The organism is Mesorhizobium sp. Pch-S, from assembly GCF_004136315.1.
Lineage (GTDB): Bacteria > Pseudomonadota > Alphaproteobacteria > Rhizobiales > Rhizobiaceae > Mesorhizobium.
In genome coordinates, this window is record NZ_CP029562.1 from 516,579 (window position 1) to 542,185 (window position 25,607).

The 25,607-nt window shown below is 62.2% G+C and carries 21 protein-coding genes, 1 tRNA gene and 1 pseudogene; 11 read left to right on the forward strand and 12 right to left on the reverse strand.

Annotation, left to right across the window (positions count from 1 at the left end; all coding sequences use genetic code 11):
- Nucleotides 1-468 precede the first annotated feature (468 nt).
- A complete protein-coding gene (locus C1M53_RS02480; protein ID WP_129410797.1) occupies nt 469-1,647 on the forward strand; it encodes a beta-ketoacyl-ACP synthase III in 1,179 nt (392 codons plus the stop codon).
- 51 nt (nt 1,648-1,698) lie between these two features.
- Here the strand turns inward: C1M53_RS02480 and C1M53_RS02485 are convergent, their stop codons facing one another.
- From C1M53_RS02485 to C1M53_RS31575, 6 genes are all read right to left on the reverse strand, one after another.
- Nucleotides 1,699-2,691 carry a dipeptide ABC transporter ATP-binding protein gene (locus tag C1M53_RS02485; protein WP_129410798.1) on the reverse strand — a complete coding sequence of 331 codons (993 nt, stop codon included), beginning with the start codon at nt 2,689-2,691 and terminating at the stop codon, nt 1,699-1,701.
- A gap of 8 nt (nt 2,692-2,699) precedes the next feature.
- Complete coding sequence (locus C1M53_RS02490) at nt 2,700-3,656, reverse strand: ABC transporter ATP-binding protein (RefSeq protein ID WP_129410799.1); 957 nt, start codon at nt 3,654-3,656, stop codon at nt 2,700-2,702.
- Entirely contained in the window at nt 3,653-4,624 is a 972-nt protein-coding gene (locus C1M53_RS02495) for an ABC transporter permease (RefSeq protein ID WP_129410800.1), read from the reverse strand. Before C1M53_RS02495 ends, C1M53_RS02490 begins: the two co-directional genes overlap by 4 nt.
- Nucleotides 4,624-5,640, reverse strand: a complete 1,017-nt coding sequence (locus C1M53_RS02500) for an ABC transporter permease (RefSeq protein ID WP_129410801.1) — start codon at nt 5,638-5,640, stop codon at nt 4,624-4,626. Before C1M53_RS02500 ends, C1M53_RS02495 begins: the two co-directional genes overlap by 1 nt.
- 23 nt (nt 5,641-5,663) lie before the next feature.
- Complete coding sequence (locus tag C1M53_RS31570; RefSeq protein WP_165358020.1) at nt 5,664-6,656, reverse strand: ABC transporter substrate-binding protein; 993 nt, start codon at nt 6,654-6,656, stop codon at nt 5,664-5,666.
- 41 nt (nt 6,657-6,697) lie between these two features.
- A tRNA-OTHER gene (locus tag C1M53_RS31575) sits at nt 6,698-6,758 on the reverse strand.
- Here C1M53_RS31575 and C1M53_RS31580 point away from each other — a divergent pair.
- A complete protein-coding gene (locus tag C1M53_RS31580) occupies nt 6,759-6,923 on the forward strand; it encodes a hypothetical protein (RefSeq protein WP_165358021.1) in 165 nt (54 codons plus the stop codon).
- A gap of 418 nt (nt 6,924-7,341) precedes the next feature.
- Here C1M53_RS31580 and C1M53_RS02510 read toward each other — a convergent pair.
- Nucleotides 7,342-8,246: pseudogene (locus C1M53_RS02510) on the reverse strand (proline iminopeptidase-family hydrolase).
- 51 nt (nt 8,247-8,297) lie between these two features.
- Nucleotides 8,298-9,806, reverse strand: a complete 1,509-nt coding sequence (locus tag C1M53_RS02515; RefSeq protein WP_129410803.1) for a leucyl aminopeptidase — start codon at nt 9,804-9,806, stop codon at nt 8,298-8,300.
- 270 nt (nt 9,807-10,076) lie between these two features.
- Here C1M53_RS02515 and C1M53_RS02520 point away from each other — a divergent pair, with 270 nt between their 5' ends.
- Nucleotides 10,077-10,979: a LysR family transcriptional regulator gene (locus C1M53_RS02520; protein ID WP_129410804.1), complete on the forward strand. Its 903-nt coding sequence runs from the start codon at nt 10,077-10,079 to the stop codon at nt 10,977-10,979.
- A gap of 21 nt (nt 10,980-11,000) precedes the next feature.
- On the opposite strand, the gene C1M53_RS02525 is transcribed toward C1M53_RS02520, so the two are convergent.
- Nucleotides 11,001-12,827 (reverse strand): ABC transporter ATP-binding protein, encoded by a 1,827-nt coding sequence (locus C1M53_RS02525; protein ID WP_245488415.1) that lies wholly within the window; start codon nt 12,825-12,827, stop codon nt 11,001-11,003.
- Nucleotides 12,828-13,003: 176 nt separating this feature from the next.
- On the opposite strand from C1M53_RS02525, the gene C1M53_RS02530 reads away from it, so the two are divergent.
- Genes C1M53_RS02530 through C1M53_RS02550 form a run of 5 tightly spaced genes read left to right on the forward strand, consistent with a single transcriptional unit; the run spans nt 13,004 to nt 18,700 of the window.
- Nucleotides 13,004-14,362, forward strand: a complete 1,359-nt coding sequence (locus C1M53_RS02530) for an LLM class flavin-dependent oxidoreductase (RefSeq protein ID WP_129410806.1) — start codon at nt 13,004-13,006, stop codon at nt 14,360-14,362.
- Between the two features lie 21 nt (nt 14,363-14,383).
- Nucleotides 14,384-15,169, forward strand: a complete 786-nt coding sequence (locus tag C1M53_RS02535; protein ID WP_129410807.1) for a DUF427 domain-containing protein — start codon at nt 14,384-14,386, stop codon at nt 15,167-15,169.
- Nucleotides 15,170-15,205: 36 nt separating this feature from the next.
- Entirely contained in the window at nt 15,206-16,849 is a 1,644-nt protein-coding gene (locus C1M53_RS02540; RefSeq protein ID WP_129410808.1) for an ABC transporter substrate-binding protein, read from the forward strand.
- Between the two features lie 13 nt (nt 16,850-16,862).
- A complete protein-coding gene (locus C1M53_RS02545; RefSeq protein WP_129410809.1) occupies nt 16,863-17,822 on the forward strand; it encodes an ABC transporter permease in 960 nt (319 codons plus the stop codon).
- Nucleotides 17,819-18,700: an ABC transporter permease gene (locus C1M53_RS02550; RefSeq protein WP_129410810.1), complete on the forward strand. Its 882-nt coding sequence runs from the start codon at nt 17,819-17,821 to the stop codon at nt 18,698-18,700. The genes C1M53_RS02545 and C1M53_RS02550 overlap by 4 nt, the downstream gene beginning before the upstream one ends.
- A 24-nt stretch (nt 18,701-18,724) precedes the next feature.
- On the opposite strand, the gene C1M53_RS02555 is transcribed toward C1M53_RS02550, so the two are convergent.
- The gene (locus C1M53_RS02555) at nt 18,725-19,645 is read right to left on the reverse strand and encodes a LysR family transcriptional regulator (RefSeq protein ID WP_129410811.1); all 921 of its coding nucleotides are present in this window, start codon (nt 19,643-19,645) and stop codon (nt 18,725-18,727) included.
- 126 nt (nt 19,646-19,771) lie between these two features.
- Here C1M53_RS02555 and C1M53_RS02560 point away from each other — a divergent pair, with 126 nt between their 5' ends.
- Entirely contained in the window at nt 19,772-20,614 is an 843-nt protein-coding gene (locus C1M53_RS02560) for an alpha/beta fold hydrolase (protein WP_129410812.1), read from the forward strand.
- A gap of 59 nt (nt 20,615-20,673) precedes the next feature.
- Here C1M53_RS02560 and C1M53_RS02565 read toward each other — a convergent pair whose 3' ends face one another.
- Nucleotides 20,674-21,591 carry a LysR family transcriptional regulator gene (locus C1M53_RS02565; RefSeq protein ID WP_165358022.1) on the reverse strand — a complete coding sequence of 306 codons (918 nt, stop codon included), beginning with the start codon at nt 21,589-21,591 and terminating at the stop codon, nt 20,674-20,676.
- A 24-nt stretch (nt 21,592-21,615) separates the two neighbouring features.
- On the opposite strand from C1M53_RS02565, the gene C1M53_RS02570 reads away from it, so the two are divergent.
- Complete coding sequence (locus C1M53_RS02570; protein WP_165358023.1) at nt 21,616-22,047, forward strand: nuclear transport factor 2 family protein; 432 nt, start codon at nt 21,616-21,618, stop codon at nt 22,045-22,047.
- Nucleotides 22,048-22,109: 62 nt separating this feature from the next.
- The gene (locus tag C1M53_RS02575; RefSeq protein ID WP_129410815.1) at nt 22,110-23,456 is read left to right on the forward strand and encodes an aminotransferase class III-fold pyridoxal phosphate-dependent enzyme; all 1,347 of its coding nucleotides are present in this window, start codon (nt 22,110-22,112) and stop codon (nt 23,454-23,456) included.
- A gap of 63 nt (nt 23,457-23,519) precedes the next feature.
- On the opposite strand, the gene C1M53_RS02580 is transcribed toward C1M53_RS02575, so the two are convergent.
- Nucleotides 23,520-25,589: an NAD(P)-binding protein gene (locus tag C1M53_RS02580; protein WP_129410816.1), complete on the reverse strand. Its 2,070-nt coding sequence runs from the start codon at nt 25,587-25,589 to the stop codon at nt 23,520-23,522.
- Nucleotides 25,590-25,607: the final 18 nt, after the last annotated feature.

Below are 25,607 nucleotides of genomic sequence, written 5' to 3' on the forward strand. Positions count from 1 at the left end.
TGGATCAAAATCAACAGCGCAGCAGTGATATTCATGAAGAAAAAAATTCCATTGCTTCATGGTGATCTCATTTTCATCCGACACCAATCGGATCGCGTCGAAGTCTAAACAGCACGACTTACGGCTAAGATCGATCCAAAATACAGAAAATTTGCAACAGTTGACTCCAATATTAGCGTTCAATAATTTATGTATTGGAACGTCAGTAAGTAAGCCTCCCGGCAGTCGTGCAGTTTAAATTTGCGATGGTCGGATTCGCCCAATCTGGCTTGGAAGTACATACGCGGCGTGCCGGCGATCTATGCGAGCGAGGCAGCCGACCTGTGCGGCCGAATCCACTCCCGGCACAACACCAGCCGATGATCCTGCCATGAGGCTGCATCCTTTTCCTATTGGCCTCGGTGCCCGTCACCGTAGCGCTTCGTTGGCGAGGCAATCCAGAACGATATAGCTTGGTGGAGACAATAGATGACATCCGCAGTCTACCTTAGACGCGCTGCAAAATTCCTGCCGAACAACCCCGTCGACAACGACAACATGGAAGAAGTGCTCGGCATGATCGACGGCAAGCCGTCGCGCGCTCGCAGATTGACACTGCGCAGCAACGGCATCCGTAATCGGTACTATTCGATTTCCCGCCACACAGGCGAGTTGCGCTACACCAATGCCCAGCTCACCGCTGAAGCCGTGCGCGCACTGACCGACGACGACTTCCGCCTCGAAGACATCGAGCTCCTGTCCTGCGGCACGACTTCGCCGGATCAGTTGCTACCCAATCACGCCTCGATGGTGCATGGCGAACTGCGCAACGGCACCTGCGAAACGGCTGCATCGAGCGGCGGCTGCGTTTCGGGCGTCCTTGCCATGAAGTACGGCTACATGGCCGTGGCTGCCGGACTTGTCCGAAACGCCGTGGTAACCGGTTCGGAAATGCTCTCCGCACAGCTTCATGCGCGGAACTTTTCCTCGGAATCCGATGAGAAGGTTGCCGAGCTTGAAAAACATGCGTCCCTTGCCTTCGAAAAGGATTTCCTGCGCTGGATGCTGTCTGACGGTGCCGGCGCTGCGCTGCTGAGCGGGAGCCCGAATCCAGACGGGCTTTCGATGCGCATCGATTGGATCGAGATGCGTTCCTATGCCCACGAATACGAAACCTGCATGTTCATGGGAACGGCAAAACAACCCGACGGTAGCATGAAGGGTTGGAAGGAACATGGCTCTCTGCAGGAGGTGATCGACAATGACGTCCTTGCCCTGGAGCAGGACGTGAAGCTCCTGAATGCCATGGCTGTGCCAGTCACGGTCGCCCGGGGGCTCTCCGATATCCTCAAGACGCGCCCACTCGATCCGGACGAGGTCGACTGGTTCCTGCCGCATTATTCGTCGGCCTATTTCCGACCTATCGTGCAGCGGGCCCTGCGCGACATCGGTTTCGATATCCCCGAGCAGCGCTGGTTCACCAATCTCGAACGGGTCGGCAATGTCGGCGCGGCATCGATGTATCTGATGATCGAAGAACTTTTGAACGGGGGGCACTGCCAGGTCGGCGACGTCGTCCTATGTTATGTACCGGAAAGCGCGCGTTTCTCGACCGGCTTCGTAAAGATGACGGTGGTCGATGCACAGGGCCGCACCATCAGGCAATGAGACATTCCCCTGCCGAGACCCGAAAGTCGCAACGGATAGACGTACTGACCGCTATCGGGAGAGCGTCGGGAAATGGCAAGCGACCTTTCGCCCGGGGCGATGTTCGGTGAGTTCGGGACGTTCGACACGGCATCGATCGACTGCAACGGGGCATCGTGGATGGAACCGGCATCCTGACGGCGGCTTGAGCGGACTCGGCACGTCACCGGTCAGGATTATGCGCTTGCGCGTGCCGCCTGGCGTCGTCTCCACCACGGGAACGGCCGAGATCAGCGCCTGGCTGTAGGGATGCGCGGGGGTCTCGAAGACCTCTTCCGCCGGGCCCTCCTCCACGATCGACCCGAGATACATGACCGCGATGCGGGTCGAGACCTGGCGAACCACGGACAGGTCGTGGGCGATGAAGATGTAGGTGAGTTTGAGTTTTTCCTGGAGGTCGGCCAGCAGGTTGACGATCTGCGCCTGAACCGACACGTCGAGCGCTGAAACCGGCTCGTCCAGCACGACGAGATCGGGATTGAGCGCGATGGCGCGTGCGATACCGACACGCTGGCGCTGCCCGCCGGAGAACTCATGCGGATAGCGCATGACGTGATCCGGGAGGAGACCGACAAGATCAAACAGTTCCGCCACCCGCTTGGTGATTTCGCTGGAGGAGAGTTTGGTGTGGATGCGAAGCGGCTCCGCAACCAGATCTCCGACCCGGCGCCGCGGATTGAGCGAAGCCGACGGATCCTGGAACACCATCTGCAAGCGACGGCGGAACGGCCTCAGTTCAGCCAGCGATCTGCCGGTGATGTCGTCCCCTTCGAACAGCAGCTTGCCGTCGGTGATGTCGTAGAGCCTGACAAGGCAGCGCGCCAGGGTGGACTTGCCACAGCCGGACTCCCCGACCAGGCCGACGGTCTCGCCGCGCCGGACCGTCAGCGACACATTGTCGACGGCGTGAACGGTTCGCTTGCCTTGCGAGGAAAACCGCGTGCCGATCGAGAAGCGCTTGCTGAGCTCCCGCGTCTCGAGGATTGGCTGGTCTTTGTCGATCATCTTTCCGCTCATGCCTGAACCCGGAAACAGGCCGCGGCATGGCTGCCGTGACCAAGGTCAGGCTTGCTTGCCTTGCAAGGTTCATAGTTCACCGGGCAGCGAGGGCCGAAAGCGCAGCCTTCCGGCAAGCGCAGCAACGATGGCGGCGAGCCGGGAATTGCGGGCAGACGGTGCGGCTTCTCGCCGGTCAGTGGCGGGATCGATCCCAGCAGCGCGCGCGTATAGGGATGCTGCGGAGCGGAAAACAGGTCGGCACGGCTGCCGCGCTCGACGATCCGCCCCGCATACATCACCATCACCCTGTCGGCGAGTTCAGAGACCACGCCCATGTCGTGCGTGATGAAGACGACGGCCGAATTGTGCGTGGTGCGCAGCTTGCGCACGAGATCGAGAATACCTGCCTGCACGGTCACGTCGAGCGCGGTGGTCGGCTCGTCGGCCACCAGCAGCGCCGGGTTGCACGACAGCGCCATGGCAATCACCGCCCGTTGCCGCATACCGCCCGAAAGCTGGTGCGGATAACGCGACATCGCCTCGCGCGGATTGGGGAAATTGACTTCCGCCAGCAATTCCTCGACGCGCGCCAGCGCCTGGGACTTGCTGACGCGCTTGTGGGCGCGAATCTGTTCGGCGATCTGCCAGCCGATCGTATAGACCGGCGTCAGTGCCGTCATCGGATCCTGGAAGATCATGGCGATCTCATTGCCGCGCAGCCGCCGAAGCTCCTTCGCCGGCAACCCTACCAGCTCGCGCCCCTTGTAGCGGATCGACCCTTCGATGATGGCATTGGGATCGGTGATCAGTCCCATGACGGCGAGCAGGGATACGGTCTTGCCCGAACCGGATTCACCGACGACCCCGAGGATCTCGCCTTCCTCAAGCTCGAAAGAGACCCCGTCGATGGCTCGCACCAAGCCTTCATGCGTGCGGAAGGATACCCTGAGGTCACGCACAGAAAGCATCATGACGCCCTCACACGTGGGTCGAGAAGGATGTAGATAAAGTCCACCACGGCATTGGCCACGACAACGAACATCGAGGCATACATCACCGTGGCCATGATCATCGGCAGATCCAGACTTTGAAGCGCATCATAGGTCAGCTTGCCGATGCCCTGCAGGCCGAAAACCACTTCCGTCAGAAGGGCGGATCCGCCGACCAGCGCGCCGAAATCGAGGCCAAACAAGGTAACGAACGCGATCAGTGAGGTGCGCAGCGCGTGGCGCAGCAGGATGCGCCTCTCGGACAGGCCCTTGGCGCGTGCGGTGCGGATGTAGTCTTCCTGCATCGACTCGATGATGGCTGCCCGCAGAACGCGGCCGTAGATGCCTATGTAAAGGATGGCGAGCGTGACCCATGGGATTACCAACGCAAGGAACCAACCTTTGGGGTCATCGGAGAAATTCTTGTAGCCGAGCGGCGGCACCCAGGAAAACAGCCAGGTGTCGTGATAGCGGCTCTGGGTGATGAGGTTCATGACCTCGCCCAGCCAGTAGACAGGCATGGAAATGCCGAGCAATCCCAGCGCCATCAGAAGCTTGTCCAGCCAGCTGTCGCGCGTGGCGGCGGCAACAACGCCAATGAGGATCGACACCAGCACCCACAGAACCGCCGCGCCAAAGACAAGCGACAATGTCACCGGGATCGAATCCAGGACTGCCGGCACGACCTTCCAGCCGCGGTTGACGAAAGAGGTCAGGTCGCCGGTGACGAAGATCTTCTTCATCATCAGCCCGTACTGCACATAGAGTGGACGGTCGAAACCGAAATTGTGGCGCACCGCCTCGAGCACTTCGGGCGATGCGTTGCGGCCGGCGATGCGGGCTGCCGGATCGGAACCCGGCGTTGCAAAGAAGATCAGGAAAACGATGACCGAAATGCCGAACATCACGAACAGCATCTGACCGAAACGGCGCAGGATCGCGTAAATCATCAGTCGCGCCCCAGCCTGACTTTGGAACGAGGGTCTAGTGCGTCGCGCAGGCCGTCGCCAAAGACGTTGAGCGCCATGACGGAAATGGCAATCGCGATACCCGGTGCCAAGGCGACGATCGGGCGCGTATAGAGCAGAGCCTGCCCATCCTGAATGATGGTGCCCCAGCTGGCGGCGGGTGGCTGGACGCCGATTGAGAGGAAGGAGAGTGCCGATTCCGTCAGCATGTTCAGTGCCATCATCAACGGCACGAAGACGATCAGGGTGGTGGTGATGTTGGGCAGTATATCGCGCCACAGGATGCGCGAACCCGGAACGCCCAGATTGATGGCGGCCAGCACGAATTCGCTGTTGCGCAGCGACAGGACCTGGCCGCGAATGGGTCGCGCCACATAGGGCACATAGACAATGCCGATGATGATGATGGGCAGCCAGAGACTACCGGATTCAATCGTAATCGGCCCGATCGTGATGCCTTGCGCGATCATCACGATCGAAAGCGAAATCGCCAGGAGATAGATCGGAAAAGCCCACAATATGTCGAGGAGCCGTGACAGCAAGGTGTCGGTGAGGCCTCCGAAATAGCCGGCGACCAGCCCGGTCGCCGTCCCGAGCAGCAACGTCAAGACGGTTGCCACGGCGGATATGAGGAGCGAGTTGAGCCCTCCATAGAGCAGACGGGCCATGACATCACGACCCTGATTGTCCGCGCCGAGGAAGTAGTTGCCGAGCCGCCACGTAGGACCAAGCGGAGTGTAGCCCAGACCCAGTCCTTCCGTGGATTGTTCCATCACGGGCACATCCTGCCCATCCAGGGTAATGACCGCATCAAGCGTCGAAACGAAAGGATCGACACCGGCCCAGCGCGCATAGAGCGGCGCGCTGAGGCAGGCGACCACGATGAAGACAAAGATTGCCAAGGCCGCCATGGCGGCCTTGTTTCCCATGAGCTTTGCAAAAGCGAGGGCCCAGGGCCCCCGCGTCTTGCGCGGCACGGCGACAACGTTGCTCGACATGAAGCTAGCCCGTCAGCGCAATATCACTGCACCCAGGCCTGGGTCACAATCCAGTAGAACTGAGCGTTGAACTTGAAGTTGCCGAGACGTTTGCTGACGAAGTCCACATGCTTGGGCGTGAACAGCGGCACCGCTGCAGCCTTGTCGGTGACCGCCCGGTCGATTTCCGCCCATGCCTTGTTGGCCGCATCCTGATCGGTCACGCCAAGATCCATCGCCTGCTTCATCCTGGCGTCGATATCCTTGTCGCAGAAGCCGGAAATGTTGACCGATGCGTCCGAGCCTTCGCGGAAGCTGTCGCAACCGAACAGAATGTTGAGGAAGTTCGATGCAGCCGGATAATCCTGGTACCACTGGCTGACCGACATCTGCACCTTGTTGTTGGTGTTCTGAATGTAGGTGAACTGGATGTTGCTGGAGATCGGCTTGACGTCGGCAACATAGCCGATGCTGGTCAGCACGCTCTGGAGATAGACGCCGATCGACCGGGATACGGCGGTGTCCTCCACGATGACGGTGACCTTCTGGCCCTTGGTTCCGGATTCCTCGACCAGTTGCTTGGCCTTGTCGACGTCAGGAGCAGACCATTTTGTTCCCGGATTCTTCGTGAAGGGGCAATAGTCCTCGTGTCCCGGGAAATCCGGGGGCAGCACCTGGCACACCGGCGTGGCCAACACCTTGCCGCCGAAGAGATTGACCAGAGTGTTGCGGTCGACCGCATAGGCGACAGCCTGTCGAGCCTTCTCGTTGTCAAAAGGCGCCAGGCGCGTGTTCAACGGCGCATACCACCAGGCCGTCAATGGCGAGATGTGAACCTGGTCCATGTATTTGGTGCCCAGTTCGACCAGTCGATCCGTAGGCGGCTGATCGAACATCCAGTCTGCCTCGCCCTTCTGGATCGCTGTTACCGCCGCTTCTTCGGTCAGGCCGAAGTCGTACTGCACGACGTCCGGATAGCCATCCGGCTGCGCGTCCTCGCTCCACTGCTTGAAGTGCGGATTACGCACCATCGTCATGCCCTTGTTCGGATCGTAGGCCGAAATCGAATACGCTCCGGTGCCCGGGATCGGATTCGAACCGACATCCTCCGTCGGCGTACCGGCCGGCAAAACCACGGCATGCGGCATGGCCAGCTTGTCGATGAATTCGGCATCGGGTTTGACGATGTTGATGGTTATCGTGCCGGCGGCTTCATCGGCTGTCACGCCACCTTCCAGCGTGCAGCTCTTGGTGTCGGCGAGGCATTTGTCGGCGCCGACGATGCCAGCATAGAACGTGCCTGAGGTTGGGCCTGATACCTTGAAGATGCGCTGGAATGACGCCACGACGTCCTTCACCGTCACGTCCTGGCCATTGGAGAACTTGATGCCCTTGCGCAGCTTGAAGGTGAAGGTCTTACCGTCGTTGCTCACCGACGGCATATCCTCGGCGAGATCGGCGACGATCTTGAAGCCGTCCTTTCCGTCCGCCTTGCGGAAAGCGACGAGACCATCGTAGAGCGGCTGGAAAATCTGCCAGTATTGCAGCGTGTAGTTGATATGCGGATCGAGCGTGCCAGCCGCCGAGCGGGCCAGCAGCCGCATGGTGCCGCCACGATGTTCCTTCAGATATTCCGCATTTGCAGGCGCCTGCCACGTGCAGGTCAGCAAGGTCGCGGCGGCTGCCGCCAAGAGTAGTTTCTTCATTCTTATTCCCCTTTTTTCAGTTGTCGTTCTGGTGCAGGAATGAACCGACCACCCGCATGCATTCTTCTTGCTCTTCGACATGCGGCATGTGGCTGGAATGCTCGAATATCACCCAGCCGGCGCCCTTGATGCCATCCTTGTAGGGTTGCACCGTCGCCGGCGTGGCCTCGTCATGGCGTCCCGAGACGATCAACGTCGGAACATCGATCGCCGGCAAGCGGTCGATCACGCTCCAGGTTTTAGAGTACCGATGACGTGGAATTCGTTCGGGCCGTTCATCACATTGTAGACGGTCGGGTTGCGTGCCACCTGAGCGAGGCTTTCAGCCACCTCCGTCGGGAATGGCACCACGCGGCAGACATGCCGTTCGTAGAACACCATCGTCGCCTGCTGGTATTCGGGATCGTTGGTGGTGCCGGCCGCTTCGTGCCGGGTCAGCGTTTCCTGAACATCCTGGGGTAGGTCGGCGCGCAGGCGATTGGCTTCCTCGACCCACAATTTCATCGACGCCGGCGAATTGGCGATCGTCAGCGTTTTCAGGCCCTTCGGCTGCAGCACCGCATATTCGGCACCGAGCATGCCGCCCCAGCTCTGGCCGAGCACGTGGAAGCCCGCCCGGATGCCGAGATGGTCGACGAGGTTTTCCAGTTCATCGATGAACAGTTGCGGCGTCCAGAAGTCGGCGCCTTTCTCGGGCAGCAAGGTCGAGTTGCCGCAACCGAGCTGGTCGTAGTGGATGACGGCGCGCCCGTCGCGCGCCAGCAGCTTGTAGGCATCGACATAGTTATGCGCGACGCCGGGACCGCCATGCAGGATCACCACCGGAGGTTTCTTGCCGTCGAGTTCACCGCTTATTCGGTACCAGGTCTCATACCCCCTGAAACCGGCCCGTCCTTCTTTACCGACGATCTCAACCGACATTCCGTCTTCCCACCCTTATTGACACCATAGCGCGCCCGGCACGCCAGACCGTCAAGCCTCGCCAGCGTGTACCCATTCCTCCAGCATCCGGACACCGAATGCCGTGCCGCCCTGACGGCCGAGTGGACCGTCTTCCTCGGCCAGTTCCTTGCCGGCTATATCGAGATGCACCCAGGCACAGTCTTCGGTGAAATGGCGCAGGAAAGCCGCCGCATAAGGCGCGTCGCCATCCTCCATATCCTTGGCGTGATGCCTGAGATCGGCGAAAGGCGATTGCAGCCCCTCGTCATAGGCGCGGTCGAGCGGCAGGCGCCAGAAGCGCTCGCCAACCGTTTCACCAGCGGCGATCATTCGCGAAGCGATGGCGTCGTCGGTGCTGAACAGGCCGGCGAAGATCGAGCCGAGACCACGCATCACCGAGTAGGTCAGGGTTGCCAGGTCGACCATGGCCGCGGGCTTGAAGCGTGTCGCCGTGTAATACAGACAGTCGGCCAGAAGCAGGCGTCCTTCCGCATCGGTGTCGAACACCTCGACGGTTTGTCCGGAAGCGGTCGTGATGATCTCGCGCGGCTTGAGCGCGGTGCCCGAAGGCAGGTTCTCTGCAATGCCCAGCACGCCGACAGCGTGGACCGGGCTGCCCTGCCGGGCGAGCGCCAACATCAGGCCACATACTGCTGCAGCGCCGGCCATGTCGGCTTTCATGTCGAACATCTGCGCGCCGCCCTTGATGCAAAGGCCGCCGGAATCGAAGCAGACACCCTTGCCGACAAAGGCGAGCGGCTGCGCATTCGCGTTGCTGCCGCGATATTGCAGCACCGCCACCTTGGGCGCACGAACCGAGCCCGCCCCGACAGCCAGAAGCGCGTTCATGCCGAGTTTCTTGAGTTCTGCCGCATCGAGAACCTCGACCTCGATACCGGCCAGGCGCAAGGGTTCGAGATAATCGGCGAAACTCTCGGGATGGAGATGGTTCGGCGGCAGGTTGACGAGGGTGCGCGCATATTCGACGCCATCCGCGACAGCGAGTGTGCGGGTGAGACCCGCCTGCAGCTCTGCCGGTCCGGACGTGACCAGACGAACGCGCCAGACCTGATCGACACCGGCCTTCGGCCGCTTGTTGCGCATGTCGAAGCGATAGCGGCGGAGCCGGATGCCGAGCGCCACACGCGACAGCACTTCGGCCTCGCTCAGGGAGACGCCGGCGACGGCATCGAAAACCAGCGCGGCTTCGCTCTCGCCTTTGCCTTCCAGATGAGCAGCGAGCGCGCCGCCGGCGCGGGTCAGTGACAACGCACTCACCGCATCCGCCCTGCCAAGCGCCAGCACGATCACACGCCGAGCGCTCACGCCTTGAGGCGGGACGAGATCGACGCAGGCCCCGCTTTCGGTCAAGGCATACGGAGCTGAACAGGCCCGGGAAATGATCCCGCCCATTTCGGCATCCAGTGCGGCTGCGCCAGATCCCAGGCCGTTCCCGGCGGTCTGCAGGATGACGATGACGGACGCGTCCTTGGGAAGCTTGTCCGTCGTTTCAAAGACCGGCACTGGCGACTGCGGCATCAGGCGGCTATCTCCTCCAAATTGTCGGTGCCAGAGAAAATGCGGCCACCGCGACATGCTCCGGAATCTGCGCTGCCGCCGATCCGAAGTGTTCATGCGCGAAGCCGCGTCCGCCGATGGTGACGGTAGTTCCGGAGCCCCGAATAGTCGTGTTCTCTTGACGACTTAGTTGTTCTTGTCTCTTGGGTATCGCTGACAACGCAGGCGTTCAAACGCCAATTTTGTCCTTATCGATTGACAAAAACTCAGCTGAGAACCCATGATCGGGCAATGGCCCTACCCTCACTCAATGGCATGCGCGCTTTCGAAGCTGCCGCACGCCTCGGCAGTATCAAGGATGCCGCGGAAGAACTGCATCTGACGGCATCGGCGGTCAGCCGGCATATCCGCACACTCGAGAAGAACCTCGGCCAGGATCTGTTCGAGCGCGGGTTTCGCCAGGTGACGCTGACGACGAGAGGATCCTACTACGCGCGCAATCTGTCGGAAGCCTTCGAGGCAATATGGCGCGCCACGGAAGATGTGACCTTTCATGACGGTGCGCGCCGCGACAAGGCCCAGCGTCTCCGTGTTCTGTGTGTGCCCGCCGTTTTGAACCTCTGGCTTGCCGACCGGCTGCCAGGATTTCGACGCCAGCATCCGTCGGTCGACCTTGAGATCCTGACATCAGGCAAGCGCACCAATTTCGATTTGGCCATCGTCGACGAGTTCGACTACAAGGCTGGCCCGGCGCTGACGCTGCTCATCCCTCTGCTACTGACCCCGGTCTGTGCGCCCGCGTTGCTCGACGGCCCCATGCCGTTGCGATCACCCGCCGACCTGATCAACCATCACCTGATCCACGAGTGCGAAACCAACAGGTGGAAGCGCTGGCTCGAACAGGAAGGCGTCTTCGATGCGATGCCGAAATCCAGCACCGTGCTCGACGACTGCGTGCTGATCATGCGCGAGGCGATGAACGGCGGCGGAATAGCGCTCGCCGACACGATGATGGCCCAGGACCTGCTGCATCAGGGCAAGCTCGTCGCTCCCTTCGAAGCACGTCACACCTATCCGGCAGGCATCTATCTGTATCAACGCCGCAGTATAGGCAGCAAACAGGGCGCAGCTCTGTTCCAGAGCTGGCTGCTTGAACAGGTCACCGACCATAAGAGAGTCATGGCGATCGACTAGCAAGCACTCTCGACGCGGAGGTCAGCTTCCCCGCTGCCAGCAACGAATTGTGTGACCTTCCGCGATCGTCCTGCCCGGCGGCTCGGCTTCCAGGCAGGCGGGTTGCGCCTCTGGACAACGGCCGGCGAAAGCACAGCCCCGGCCTGGCCGGGTCTCGATTTCCGAAGCCAGGGGAGCATGCTCGACGAGACCCGGCCTCCTATTGCCGGCTGCGAGCAGCATCTCCGTATAGGGATGGTTGGGACCGGTGAAGATCTGCCCGGATGACCCTTCTTCGACAAGACGGCCACGATAGAGCACGCCGATCCTGTCGGCCATATAGCGCACGACCCTGAGATCGTGGCTGATGAACAGATAGGCCGTGTCATCGCGGCGTTGCAGGTCGTTGAGCAGATTGAGAACGGTGGCCTGTACCGAGACGTCGAGCGCCGAGGTCGGCTCATCGAGGACCACCAGCTTCGGGGTTCCCGAAAAAGCGCGGGCGATCGCCGCACGCTGGCGCTGGCCGCCGGAAAGCGCGCCCGGCTTGCGCCCGGCGAATGAGGATGCAAGCCGCACCGACTGAAGCAGTTGCGGTATCCGCTGCGCCCTGGCCGATCGCGGCAGGTCGGCCAGCCGTCGCAACGAGCGGCCAAGAATGGTGCTGATCCGCTGTCGCGGGTTCAGTGTGCGGTCCGGCGACTGGAAAACCATCTGAATGTCGCGACGCTGGCTTGGCCTGCGCCGTTCCACGCGAGTGGCAGCCGCCTGTCCCGACAGTTCGACCGTTCCCGCAGCGGGCGCCTGCAGGCCGGTGACGATCCTGGCAAGCGTCGACTTCCCGGAGCCGGACTCGCCAATCAAGCCATAGGTCTCGCCGGCCGCAATGCTGAGGTCGACCCCGTGGAGAACCGCCTGGCCACCAAAGGACTGCCGGATGTCCTTGCACCGGAGCACGGTCTCGCGTTGGTGCCCGACCGTCGAGGGATTCGCTGCCTCCTCGGCGGGTTGGTTCGGAGAAGGCGATCCCGTTTCGGCAAGACGCCCGTCGCGCTTGGTATAGGCCAATGTCGGGATGCTGCGCACCAGCATCTGCGTATAGGAGTGCCGTGGTTCGTCGAACAACGTGCTGGCGTTGCCGCTTTCGACGACGACCCCGGACTGCATCACCGCGACGCGCTCGCAGCAGCGTTTGACCAGGTCGATGTCATGGCTGATCAACAGGATGCTGGTCTGGTGGCTTCGGCGAAGATCGTCCAGGATCGCGATGATCTCGGACTGCACGCTGGCGTCGAGCGCGGTGGTCGGCTCATCCAGGATCAGCAGGGCAGGATCCAGCGCAATGGCAATGGCGATGTTGGCCCGCTGCTGCATGCCGCCCGACAGCTCGTGCGGATAAAGCCGAAGCACACGCTCCGGGTCGGCGACACGCACGCGCCGCAAGAGGTCGCCAGCCTGCAGGGTGGCATCCTGCTGGCTGGCGCTGCGGTGGCGCACGATGGTTTCGGTGATCTGCCTGCCGATCGTCAGGCTGGGATTGAGCGCTGACCCGGGGTGCTGATAGACGGCTGCAATGCGATCGCCGCGCAACCGGCGCAGTTCCTCCGCCGGGAGCGTTCGCAGGTCGCGCCCCAGAAATTGCAGTGCCGAGGCTTCCACCTGCGTTTGTTTTGGCAGATAGCGCAGGGCTGCCAACGCCACAGAACTCTTGCCGGAGCCGGACTCGCCAACCAGGCCCAACGCTTCGCCGGGCCCCACACTCAGCGAGACATTGCTGACGGCACGCTGCAGCGATCTGCCTGACCGGTAGCTGACGGAGAGGCGTTCGATGTTCAGAACGGATGACGGGGATGTCTCTTTCGGAACCACATTCTTCTCGCTTTGCCGTCTAGGGCAACGGCTTCCGGATGTGAGATCCATAATGTCTATAAAATTACTCGTATTGAATATGCGCGCAATCTAACCTTTTGCCGGTTTGGAGATTTCCAGCCGCCAACTCCGCCGATGCGGCGAAGTTTTTGACTGCAGAAGGGAAGCAACCAGCCATGGCGCATGGTCACATCATCCTCAGCGCGTTCTTCTTCAACCCGCAGGGCGATCACCGGATGTCATGGCGGCATCCGCGCGCGCCGGGCCGCGAAATCCTCGACTTCGACTATTATCGTGATCTCGTGCAGGCGGCTGAACGCGCCAAGATCGACACGATCTTCGTCGCCGATCACGTGTCGATCTGGGATTCGGTCAAGAGCGGCGTCGCCCACTACGCCAATGCCCGGCTTGAACCGTTGACGCTTCTGGCGGCGCTGGCCGGCGTGACCAGGCACATCGGCCTGATCACCACGGCCTCGAGTTCCTACAGCGAGCCCTACAATGTGGCGCGCTTCTTTGCCTCGCTCGATCACATCTCCAAGGGTCGCGCTTCCTGGAACGTCGTGACATCCGCCATGGAAGAGGAAGCCAGGAACTTTGGACGGGACGGCAACATCGACCACGCGCTGCGCTACGAACGGGCCGGCGAATATCTCGATATCGTCAAGGCGCTGTGGGACAGCTGGGAAGACGAGGCGCTGCTGATCGACAAGGAGACCGGTTACTTCGCCGACCCGGCCAAGGTCCACGCCATCAATCACAAGGGACCACATTTCAGGGTACGTGGTCCGCTCAATGTGTCGCGACCGCCGCAGGGCCATCCGCTGATCGTGCAGGCCGGTTCCTCGGAGGACGGCAAGAATTTCGCAACAGCCCATGCCGACGCGCATTTCGCGATCTTCAGCACCAGGGAAGATGGTGTCCGCTACCGCAAGGACATCAACGAGCGCCTTGCCCGCCACGGCAGGCATCCGGAGAGCTTCAAGATCCTGCCAGGCATCCTGCCGATCGTCGCCGGCTCGAAGGACGAGGCGCTCGAGCGTCAGGAATACCTGCAGACCCTGCTTCCCGATCAGGTCGGCATCGACCTTCTGTCGAGCTGGAGCGGGCTCGATCTTTCGGCTTATCCCCCGGACGGCCCCGTGCCGCCGTTGCCGGATGAAAGCACGTTCAACGGCGGCCACACCTCGCTCAATCGCGTGCGGCAATGGGCCAAGCAGAACCTCACTCTGCGCGAAGTGGCACGCCGCCTCTCCAACAGCGGCTCAGTCCCGACAGTCGCCGGAACGCCGGTCGAGATCGCCGACCAGCTGGAAGACTGGTTCGTTGCCGGAGCCGCGGACGGCTTCAACCTGATGTTCCCGCTGCTGCCGGAAGACTGGCACGCCTTTGCCGAAAAAGTGGTGCCGGAACTGCAGCGCCGCGGCCTTTTCCGGACCGAATACGAGCCCGGCACGCTGCGCGACCGCCTCGGCCTTGCCCGACCGGCCAACCGCTTTGCCGAACAGCGCGACAATACACGCGCGGTGTCCTGACCGCTGCATGGAGATGAAACAATGAACGCCCCCGTGACCAATACGAAGCTGCAGCCGCGCGAAGCCAGCACACCACGGCTCGTCAACGTCCTTTCCAGCCCGAAGCGCATTCGCGTGCGTTTCGACGGCCAGACCATTGCCGACAGTCGCGACGTGCTGGTGCTCCGCTCGAACCACTTCCTGCCGATCTACTTCTTCCCCGCTGAGGCGGCGCTGGCGTCCGTGCTCAAACCCTCCGGACATCGCGACCCGCACGAGATCGGCGGCGAACGCCAGTACTGGGACCTGGATAGCGGCGACCGGCGAACGGCAAACGCAGCCTGGACCTTCGTGTCACCGCCGGACGAGGAGTTGCATCCGCTTGCCGGCCGTATCGCCTTCGTCTGGAACGCTGTCGACCAATGGCTCGAAGAGGAGGAAGAGGTCTTCGTCCATGCGCGTGATCCCTATGCCCGCATCGATGTCCTGCACAGCACAAGCCATGTCCGGGTCTGGTTCGACGGCGAGCTGATCGCGGACAGCCGGCGCCCGGTGCTCTTGTTCGAGACCCATCTGCCGACCCGCTACTATATCCACCCCGACGATGTGCGGCTCGACCGCCTGGTTGCCTCGGACAGCAACACGCGCTGTCCCTACAAGGGCATCGCTTCCTACTGGTCCGGACGGCTGAAGGACGGCTCGATCGCCAGGGACATCGCCTGGAGCTACCGCGATCCGATCGACGAGATTCCGAAGATAAAGGGATTGATCGCCTTCTATCCGCAAGCCGTGGATCGCATCGAACTCGACGGCGAAACCGTCTCCTAGCCGCTCCCGCCACTTCCACCATTCATCGGAAAAGCCATGACCAAACGTTCTGATATCGATGCCTTGCGCGGCCTGTCCGGCGACCTCTGGAATGTCGCCGTCGACGAACATGCCGCCGGCTTCCTCAAACGCCGCGACCTGCTCAAATACGCGATGCTGATCGGCCTGACCGGATTTGCGACATCGCAGGGGCTCGGCTTTTCCAGCCCGGCGCGTGCTGCCACCGGCAAGCCTGGCGGCACGGTCCGGGTCGGCCTCGACCAGCCGACCGCCGCGATCGACCCTATCCTGGTGACCGACCCGGCGAGCATCGCGCTGATCAGCCAGGTTGGCGAATATCTGCTGCTCGACGATCCGAAGGACGGCCTGCTGCCGCGGCTCGCCGTTTCCTGGGAGGCCGACGAGACCGCCCAGCGCTGGACCTTCAAGCTCAGGCAAGGTGTCAAATTCAACGACGGCCGAGCGGTCAGCGCGAAGGATGTCGTTGCTTCCTTCGAACGGCTGGTCGACCCCAAGAGCGGCTCATCTGCGCTCTCCGCCTATAAAGGCATCCTTTCCAAGGGCGGCATCCGGCAGGTCGATGAGCAGACCGTTGCCTTCGAGCTCGATGCGCCGAACAGCAACTTTCCGTTCTATGTCTCGTCCGACGTCGTCAACGCCATCATCCTGCCGGCGGACTACAATGGCGACTTCGAAAAGACCTTCATCGGCACCGGTCCCTTCAAGCTGGAATCCTTCCGCCCCAAGCAGGGCGCGACATTCGTGCGCAATCCCGACTACTGGGGCGAGCAGGCTCTGCCCGACAAGGTGGAAATCAAGTTCTTCGACGACCCGCAGGCGCAATTGCTGGCGCTGCAAGCCGGCCAACTGGACGTGATCCCCGAGACCACCCGGTCCTCGCTGGCGATCGAAGGCAATTCCGCCTTCAGGATCATCAGCGTGCAGGCAAGCTCGCATGACGAGGTCCATCTGCGCACCGACCAGGCACCGTTCACCGACAAACGGGTTCGCCGGGCGCTGGCCTTGACGATCGATCGCGAAGCCGTGGTGAAGGGCCTGCTCAAAGGCAGGGCGATCGTCGGCAACGACACACCTTTCGCGCCGATCTTTCCATCCTCGGATCCATCGGTTCCGCAGCGCAAGCAGGATCTCGCCGAAGCGAAGCGCCTGCTTGCGGAAGCGGGCTTCGCCAACGGCTTCGACGTCACGCTGACCACCGAGCGCGCCTACGACATTCCCGACTATGCCGTGCTGATCCAGAATTTCGCAAAGAAGGCCGGCATCAACATCAAGCTGAATGTGCTGCCGCAGGACGCCTATTACGGATCGGCTACCTTCGGCAGCTCACCCTGGCTGGATTCCGTGCTCGGCATTACCGATTTCGGCCATCGCGGCACGCCCGACATTTTCCTCAACGCGACGCTCAAAAGCAGCGGCACCTGGAACGCCGCCCATTTCAACAACCCGACCTATGACGGGCTGCTGCTGGACTACAGCAAGGCCCGCGACCTCCAGGCGCAAAGGCTTGCCGCCGGCAAGATCCAGAACCTTTTGCTGGACGAGACGCCGCTGATCATCAGCTACTTCTCGCAATACAGCCGCATCACCAGCGCGAAGATCGAGGGTGTGCGCTTCACGGCGATCTCACATCTTCTGCTCGATCGTGCGTCCTTCGCATGAGGAAAAGTGACCGATGACACTCAGCCGAACCATCGCTTCGCGCATCGGTTCGCTGCTGTTGACGCTGTGGCTGGTCAGCGTGCTGGTCTTCTTTGCCGGGCAGGTCCTGCCCGGCGACGTCGGACGCGTCATGCTCGGGCCTTTCGCCGATGCCGAGGCGGTGGCCGCGCTCAACCGGAAGCTCGGCACCGACCAGCCGGTGCTCGTGCAATACTGGAACTGGTTCGAGCGGGCGATCCACGGTGACTTCGGCGTATCCTTGTCGCTGCGCCAGCCGGTCGCGCCCCTCGTTCTGGAAAGTCTCCGCAATTCGGCGGCGCTGGCTGGCGTCGCGCTCGCCCTGCTGATCCCATTGGGTATCGGCGCCGGTATCATTGCCGGCCTGAAAGCCGGAAGTCTCACCGATCGAGCGATCGTGCTTTCCGGCGTTTCGCTGGGGATCGTGCCGGACTTCGTTTCCGGTCTTCTGCTGCTGATCGTGTTCGGCCTGTGGTTGAACTGGTTTCCGATATCGGGCGTCGCTCCGGACGGTTCGGGCTTCTGGGTCAGCAGCTACTATCTGATCCTGCCGGCGCTGCCACTCGTGCTCAATCTTCTCGGCTATATTGCACGCATGACCCGCTCCGGCGTCATCGAAGCCGTCAATGCCGACTATACGCGTTCGGCGGTCCTGAAGGGGCTCACCCGGCGCGAGATCATCCTCCGGCACGTGCTGCGCAATGCGCTGACGCCGACGATCGCGGTGATTGCAACGCAGAGCGGCTTCCTGCTCGGCGGCCTCATCGTCATCGAGGCGCTGTTCGGCATCCAGGGTCTCGGCAACCTCGTTTTGACAGCGGCCAAGGCAAGGGATTTCCCGACCCTGGAAGCCGGTGTGCTGGTGATCGCCGCCATCTTCGTGCTGTCGGCCACCATCGGCGATCTGGTCCAGATGCTGCTCGACCCTCGACAACGGCGCAGGGCGTCAGCATGACCGATCTCGCCCACGCTCCCACCCCAGACGCGGCGGCGCTGAAGACGAGCTTCCGAACCAGGCTTGGCAACGGACTTCCGCCACCATCAATGCTGGTTGGTGGTGCCATTCTGCTGTTCTGGATCGTCTGCGCGATGTTTGGTCACCTGTTCGTGCCTTTTGATCCCTACGCCGAGGACTTCCTTGCCATGCTGGCGCCGCCGGACGCCACTCACTGGTTCGGAACCGATACGCTGGGCCGCGACATCTTCTCCCGCATCGTTGTCGGTTCGCGCGACATCCTGCTGGTCGCGCCGCTTGCCACCCTGGCCGGCGTCGCGGCCGGCAGCTTCATCGGCCTTGTGCTCGGCTATTTCGAAGGCTGGGTTGATGCCATCGGCGCCAGGCTGCTCGATGCGCTGATGGCGTTTCCCTTCATCGTGCTGGTCACCATGACGCTGGTTGCGCTCGGCCCTTCGAACCTGACGGTCGTCCTGGTGATCGGTATCGCTTACGCGCCGTTGGTGGCGCGCACGGTGCGGACGGCCGTGAGGCAGGAGCGCGAGCGCGACTATGTCAGCGCCGCACGGCTGGCGGGAGAAAGCCCGATCGGCATCATGCTGTTCGAAATCTTGCCTAATGTGCGCGAGACGATCCTGGTCGAACTGATCACAAGGCTCGGCTACGCCTTCTTCTCCATCGCCACGCTGAGTTTCCTCGGGCTCGGCATCCAGCCGCCATCGGCGGACTGGGGGCTGGCCATTGCAGAGGGATATGGCTTCCTCACCGGCGGCAAATGGTGGATCGTCGTCTTCAACTCCGGCGCGATCATCTCGCTGGTCATGGCCGCGAACCTGATCGCCCAGGGGATGGGTGCTTTCGAGCCCGACAAGACCTGAAGAGACTCCAGCCCCGCCCCTCAGTCAGACTGGCGTCCGACGCGGATCGCCGCCAAAATCCGGCGCGCAGGCCTGAATATGCTGCCAGAGGCGGGCGGCGACAGGCCCATGCGGCCGGTCGCGGCGGCGCGCCGCAACAAGGTCGATCTCCACGCCAGGGAAATGCTCTCCGGCTATCGACAGGAGACGCCCGTCTCGCAGTTCGTCCCCGATCATGAAGCGGGGCAGATGTCCCCAGGCCATGCCGCGCAGGATGATCTCCTTCTTCATCAGATGATCACCCACCGTGCATTGCGGCGCACCCTCGACGACATAATAATTCGCCTTCTGAGCCGTGCGGGCGGTGTCGCGGATGATGCATTGGGTCAGCACACGCATCTGCTCAGGAGCAACCGAACCGGAGAGCGGAAACGGCAGAAAGCCCGGAGCGACCACCGGCACGAATGACACTGTGCCAAGGTCGATCCATTCAAGGCGGGCGTCGGCCTTTTCGACCCAGTGCAGGATGAGATCCGCTTCGTCTTCGAAAAGCCGCTCCCACGGCCCACTGATCGTTTCGAAATGCAGATCCAGGCGCGTGTTCGGGCGGCCCGTGAAAAAACCACTCAGCAGTTCCAGGCCATCATTCAATGGACAGGTGTCGCCAACGACGACACGCAGGTGCGTCTCTTCCCCCATCGCCAGTTGCCGTGCATGCAGCGTCAGCGTCTCCACCTCGGAAAGCAGCGACTGTGCCTGGCGAAGAAACGAGCGGCCGGCGTCGGTGAGTGTCACCCTGTAACCACTGCGATCGAGCAGAGCGACCTGGAGATTGTCCTCCAGCTTGGCAACCGCAGCGAACACCGCGGCATGGGAGCGGTTCAACACCAGGGCTGCTCCCTGGAATCCGCCTTCGCGGACCACGGCGTCGAAGCATTGGACTTCCTGGAGCGTGAATGGATTCATTGTATAATTTATCTACAAAGATATCTTTATCTTTTCAATATTTATCGAAATAAACTCGCACTACCTTCGCACCATTCCCGATCAAGGCCGGCAAGAATGCCGACCGGTGCAAAGAAAGGTGCCGTCATGTCCTCCGCCCTGCGAGCCAATCTGAACCAGGAAGTATCGACCGGCCTGTTGTTCTTCGCGACCGGCGACGGTGTGAGGATCGCCTACAGGATCGATGGCTCCGTCGACCTTCCGGCGCTGATCCTTGCCAATTCCATCGCCACCACCCTGCATATGTGGGACGGCCAGATCGCCGAACTGTCAAAGCACTTCCAGGTCATCCGCTACGACTATCGCGGCCATGGCGGCTCCGAGGTGCCCGCCGGAGCCTATTCGGATGGCCGGCTTGGCCGCGACGTGCTGGAACTGATGGACCATCTCGGCATCGGGCGCGCCCATTTCATGGGACTTTCGCTCGGCGGCTTCGTTGGCCAGTGGCTGGCCATTCACGCACCGGAGCGCATCGACCGGCTGGTGCTGGCCAACACCGCCTCCCATCTCGGGCCGGCCGACTATTTCGATACGGCCATCAGCAAGGTTCTCGCGGCGGTCGACATGAAGGAGACTGCCGAAGGCTTCCTCCACAACTGGTTCCCCGTGGCGATGATCGAGGACAACGGCCCGGCCATCCGGAAATTCCGCCAGGACCTGCTCGACACGCCTCGTCAGGGACTGGCAGGTCTCTTCGCCGCGGTACGCGATGCCGATCTGCGCCGCACCATCGCACTCATCCAGAGCCCCACTCTGGTCATCGGTGGCGAATTCGACACGGTCACGTCGTATGCGATGAGCGAAGCCATTGCAGCCGGCATTCCCGGCGCTCGGCTGAAGGGCTTTCCCGCCGTGCACCTGACCAATGTCGAATTTCCGAAGGAGTTCGTCGAAGAGGTGCTGGCGTTCCTGAAGCCCGACCAGGCGTAATCACCTCAGTTACCAATGCAGCGCGGCTATCTCGCCGCGCCGCTTCTGGCACCAGGAGCCTAACCTCTGGCCTCCAGGTAACGAAGTTTGGTCCTTATCACGTCAAGGAACAGCTCAACCTTGCGGGAGCGGTGACGTTTCTGTGGGAATACCGCATAGATTCCGCCTGTCGGCAGCGCCCAGTCGGGCAGGACTTGGATGAGGCGCCCGAGTGCGACGTCCTCTGCCACCTGATAGTCCGGAAGCACCGCGAGCCCACCACCGGCCATGACCGCGGTGCGGACAGCACTTGTCGTCGATATCGAAAGACGATGGTCGAACCGCACCTGCTGGACCCTCTGATCGGGGCTGGTGAATGACCAGTTTTCAGGCCGTTCCAGGATCGATAGCTCGATGAAGGGCCAATCCACCAGATGCTGGGGGCGCTGCACGCGGGCAAGGCGATCCGACCATGACGGCGGCGCCACAAGCCATTGCGCAAAGGAACCGAGCAACGCTGCCGTGTGGCTGGAGTCACGCGGCCAGCCCAGGCGGATCGCAACATCGATCCCCTCGCCCACGAGATCGACGATCTGATCCGACGCGATCAGATCGACCTTCAGACCGGGAAACTGATTGATCAGCGAGACCAGAACAGGGGTCACCACGGTTGCGCCGAAATCCACCGAAGTGGTCACGCGCAGCAGCCCGCGAATGTCGAGGTTCTCCCGGTCCAGCGCCGTGACGGCCTCATCGACCTGGCGCAGGATCGCCGTACACGCCTCGAAGAATTGCCGCCCGGCAACCGTCAGGCCGAAATGGCGCGGATTGCGCAAAAGAAGTGCCGCGCCGACCTCGGCTTCGAGCCGCGACAGGTGCGTACTGATGACGGATTTCGCCAATCCGGTGCGACGCGCCGCCTCCGACAGCGATCCTGCCTCGATCACCGAAACGAAGATCGAGAGGCGATTGAGATTGATGTTGCGGACGTCCGTCATTCGTTCGCTTTGGTAGAACACTAAGTGCGAACCGTCACGCCTTTTATCGCTTCGATGGCGACCATATTGTTCGACGCCATCACGATCGGAGCAGCCATGCAGCACACCACCCCGAATGCCGTACTTCAGGCCTATATCGATGGCTCGGGAGAGCTCGATCGCACCAAGCTGGCAGGCTGCTTCCATCCCAAGGCAATCATGACGGGTTACCTGCTCGGCAATGCCGTGGTCGGTACACCCGAGCTCTATCTCGACGACATCGAGAGAATGGCCAGGCAGGGTGTTTCGAAGGAGGGCTACAAGGCCCATTTCGAAGGCTTGACCGTTCAAGGTTCCGTCGCCAGCGCCACCGTCGTCATGTCCGGCCTGGCCGGGCTCAATTTCAACGACTTCATGCATCTCGTCGAAGAAGATGGCCGCTGGAGTATCATCAGCAAGCTCTTCACCACCTGCTGAATCTGCTCGAGCGCGGCAGCCGCGCCGATCGCAGCCTTTTCAAGCCAGCCTGGGAACCAGACATGAACATCAAGACAGATCCTGCGATCGACTGGGCCGCACGGGACGCCCGCGTCGTCCATCACCCGCATGGCGATGCGACCGATCCGCAGCGCTTCGTGCTGGTCCGGGGCAAGGGATCAACCCTGTGGGATACGGACGGCCGTGAATACATCGACGCCCATGCCGGCGCCTGGCTGACGCAGGTCGGCCACGGACGTGAGGAGCTGGCGAAGATCGCCGCGGAGCAGATGTCGACGCTCGCGCATTTCACGATCATGGGCGATTACGCCAACATTCCGACGATCGAATTCTGCGAGAGGCTGATCGCACGCGCGCCGAAAAACATGGCCAAGGTGCGCCTGATGAGCAGCGGCTCGGAAGCGGATGACGAGGCGCTGCAACTCGTGCGGCTCTATCACCACAAGCGCGGCCAGCCGCAACGCACCAAGATCCTGGTGCTGCGCGGCTCGTTCCATGGCCGCACCTATGGCGGCGCGGAGCTCGCTGGGGGACGCCCGGGCATCGGCGATGTGCCGAACAATGCCATCATGCTGACGCCACCCCTGTCCTACCATGCCGAGCTTTTCGGCGGGGAGGACGTGACCGACTTCTGCGTGCGCGAACTGGAGCAGACGGTCGCGCACGTCGGCGCAGACAACATTGCCGCGATGTTCGGCGAACTGGTGATGGGACCGGCAGGCATGATCCCGGTGCCAGACGACTACTGGCCACGCATGGTCGCGGTGCTCAAGTCGCACGGCATCCTGTTCGTCGCCGATGAGGTGGTGACGGCCTTCGGCCGCGCCGGCGCCTGGTACAGCTCGCTCGACTACAATCTGACGCCCGACATCATCGTGCTCGCCAAGGGCATCGCCAGCGGCTACGTGCCGCTGGGCGCGCTTCTGCTCGACGGCAATGTCGCCGATGTTCTCGACGGCGCAGGCGGCGGCGGTTCCTATGCCGGCCATCTGATGGCATCGGCGATCGGCTCGGCCAACATCGACATCATCGAGCGAGAGAACCTGCTTGAAGCATCGCGGCTGCGCGGCCAGCAATTCCTCGACGAGCTCGGCGAATTGATCAACCTGCCGATCGTCGGCGATGTGCGCGGCCGCGGCCTGATGATCGGGGTCGAGCTGGTGTCCGACAAGGCGACCCGGCAGTCGCTGTTCGATCGTTTCCCGCAGCTCAAAAAGGAAATCCCGCTCTTCACGCGCAGGAAGCACGGCGTCATCACCGCCATCCATGGCGGCGCGGTCGCATTGACGCCACCGCTGGTGATCACGCCACAGGAAGTTAGCCGCGTCACCGATGCAGTGGGAGACGCCCTGGCGCGGGTCAACATCCACACCGGGCAGATCGACTGACCGATCGATACCGAAGCAGCCGCCTGGAGCCCTCAAAAGGCCAGGCGGCTGCTTCATTGAGCGCTAGTCGACAGCCAACGCAGTGACCTCGCGCCGGAACGGCAGCGCATCGCCAATATCCGGCTCGTCCAGTTCGCGGGCGAAGCGGTGGCCGGCATAGGTTGCCCAGGCGATCGGTCCGGGTGCCTCGGCATCGCCGATCACCTTGATCGTACGGATACCGTTATCGGCCCATTCCGCACGGCGCTCCTTCAATTCGGTCCAGAGCCCGTCGTTCTGCTGGCGCGACGTCACCAAAACAACGGCGTCGGCGGCGAAGTCCCGCTCGGCGCCGGTGTAGGCGCAGGCCGTGGCGACACCGCCGGCCATCACCCGTGTCACGACGCGGTTCAGAACGATCTCGACACCGAGTTCGGCCAGGCGCCGGTGGATCGCCCCCTGCTCCAGCGTGTTGCGGGTCCAGTCGGAGACATAGGCCGATGGCGTGACCAGCGTGACTTTCGCACCTTGCCGCGCCATCAGTTCCGCCAAGACGCCACCCATATAGTAGTGGTCGTCGTCGAACAGCACGACGTTGCCGCCCGGCACTTTGCCGTCCATCAGATCGTCCGGCGTGTAGACAGGCATGGCCGCATCCATCGGCATCGGCACGACATGGGCTCGCGCGACACCGTCGCGCCGCCAGGCGGCACCGGTGGCGATGGCGACATTCTCGAAGCCGAAAGCCAGGATATCGTCGGCGGAGAGCCGACTGTCGAAATAGACATCGACATTGGGCATCTGGCCAAGCTGATACTGACGATAGTCGCGCACGCGTCCCCAGGCGGAGAGGCCCGGCAGGCGGCATTCTCGCGCGACACGTCCGCCAAGCTCCGTGCCGGCCTCGGCGAGCGCGACCTGATAGCCGCGAGCGCCAAGCGCGCGCGCCGCTTCCAGTCCGGCCGGGCCGGCACCGACGATCAGCACCGTTTCGCTGGCGCCCTTCGCCTGCATGCGTTCCGGATGCCAGCCCTTGCGCCACTCTTCCATGAAGGTGGGATTCTGCGTGCAGCGCGAGATCGACATGGTCATGTCGCCGGTGATGCAGATGTTGCAGCCGATGCATTCGCGGATGTCCTCGATGCGGCCCTCCTCGACTTTCTTCGGCAGGAAAGGATCGGCGATCGAGGGCCGTGCGCAGCCGATGAAATCGAGCGTGCCGGACTTGATCATCTTGACCATCACGTCGGGCGAGGTGAAGCGCCCTACCCCGACGACAGGTTTGGAGGTGAGCTTCCTGATGCCGGCCACCAGGCTTTCCTGCGCGGCTTCGTCCTTGAAGCGGGAAGGACCGGAACAATCCTCCCACGCACCGTGCGCGAGATCCCAGAGGTCGGGCAGATCGGCGTGCATCTCGATCATGTCGCGGACCTCGGAATTGGCGAAACCGAGTTCACCGATCATCTCGTCCAGCGAGAGCCGCAGCGTCAGCCCGCAGGTGTCGCCGATGGCGTCACGCCCTTCCTCGATCAGCTCGCGCATGAGGCGCGAACGGTTCTCCAGCGAGCCGCCATACTCGTCGCTACGCTGGTTGGTAGCCGTCGACAGGAAGTGCTGGATGATGCCGAAGCCGTGGGCGCCATAAAGGCAGACGAGATCGAAGCCGGCCAGCCTGGCACGCTTGAAGGCATTGCGATGCCAGCGACGCAGATCGCGAATGTCCTGCTTGTCCATGGCACGCGCCTGCACAGGATCATTGGTGAAGGTGCGGATCGGCAAGGCAGTCGGTCCGCGCGGCACCTCGCGCGTGTAGAGGTTCGGCCCGTTGATGCCGGAATAGGCCAGCTGGATACCGGCCAGCGCGCCATGAGAGCGCATCGCGGCAGCCATTTTCGCGAGCGCCGGGATATCCTGGTCTTCCCACAGCCGCAGCTCGATGAAAGGCGTGATTTCCGAGGTGTGGTGCATCTCGGTCTGTTCGGTAAAGATGACGCCCCAGCCGCCTTCCGATTTCGTGCGCCGCATCTCGGCCGCTGCCGAAGGGTCGCGATAGCCACCGCCATTGCAATGCGGAACCTGATAGAAACGGTTCTTCGCGGTGACCGGGCCGATCTTCATCGGCTCGAACAGAATGTCGTAGCGGGGATCGCGCATGAACTCTCCTCCGGTGGC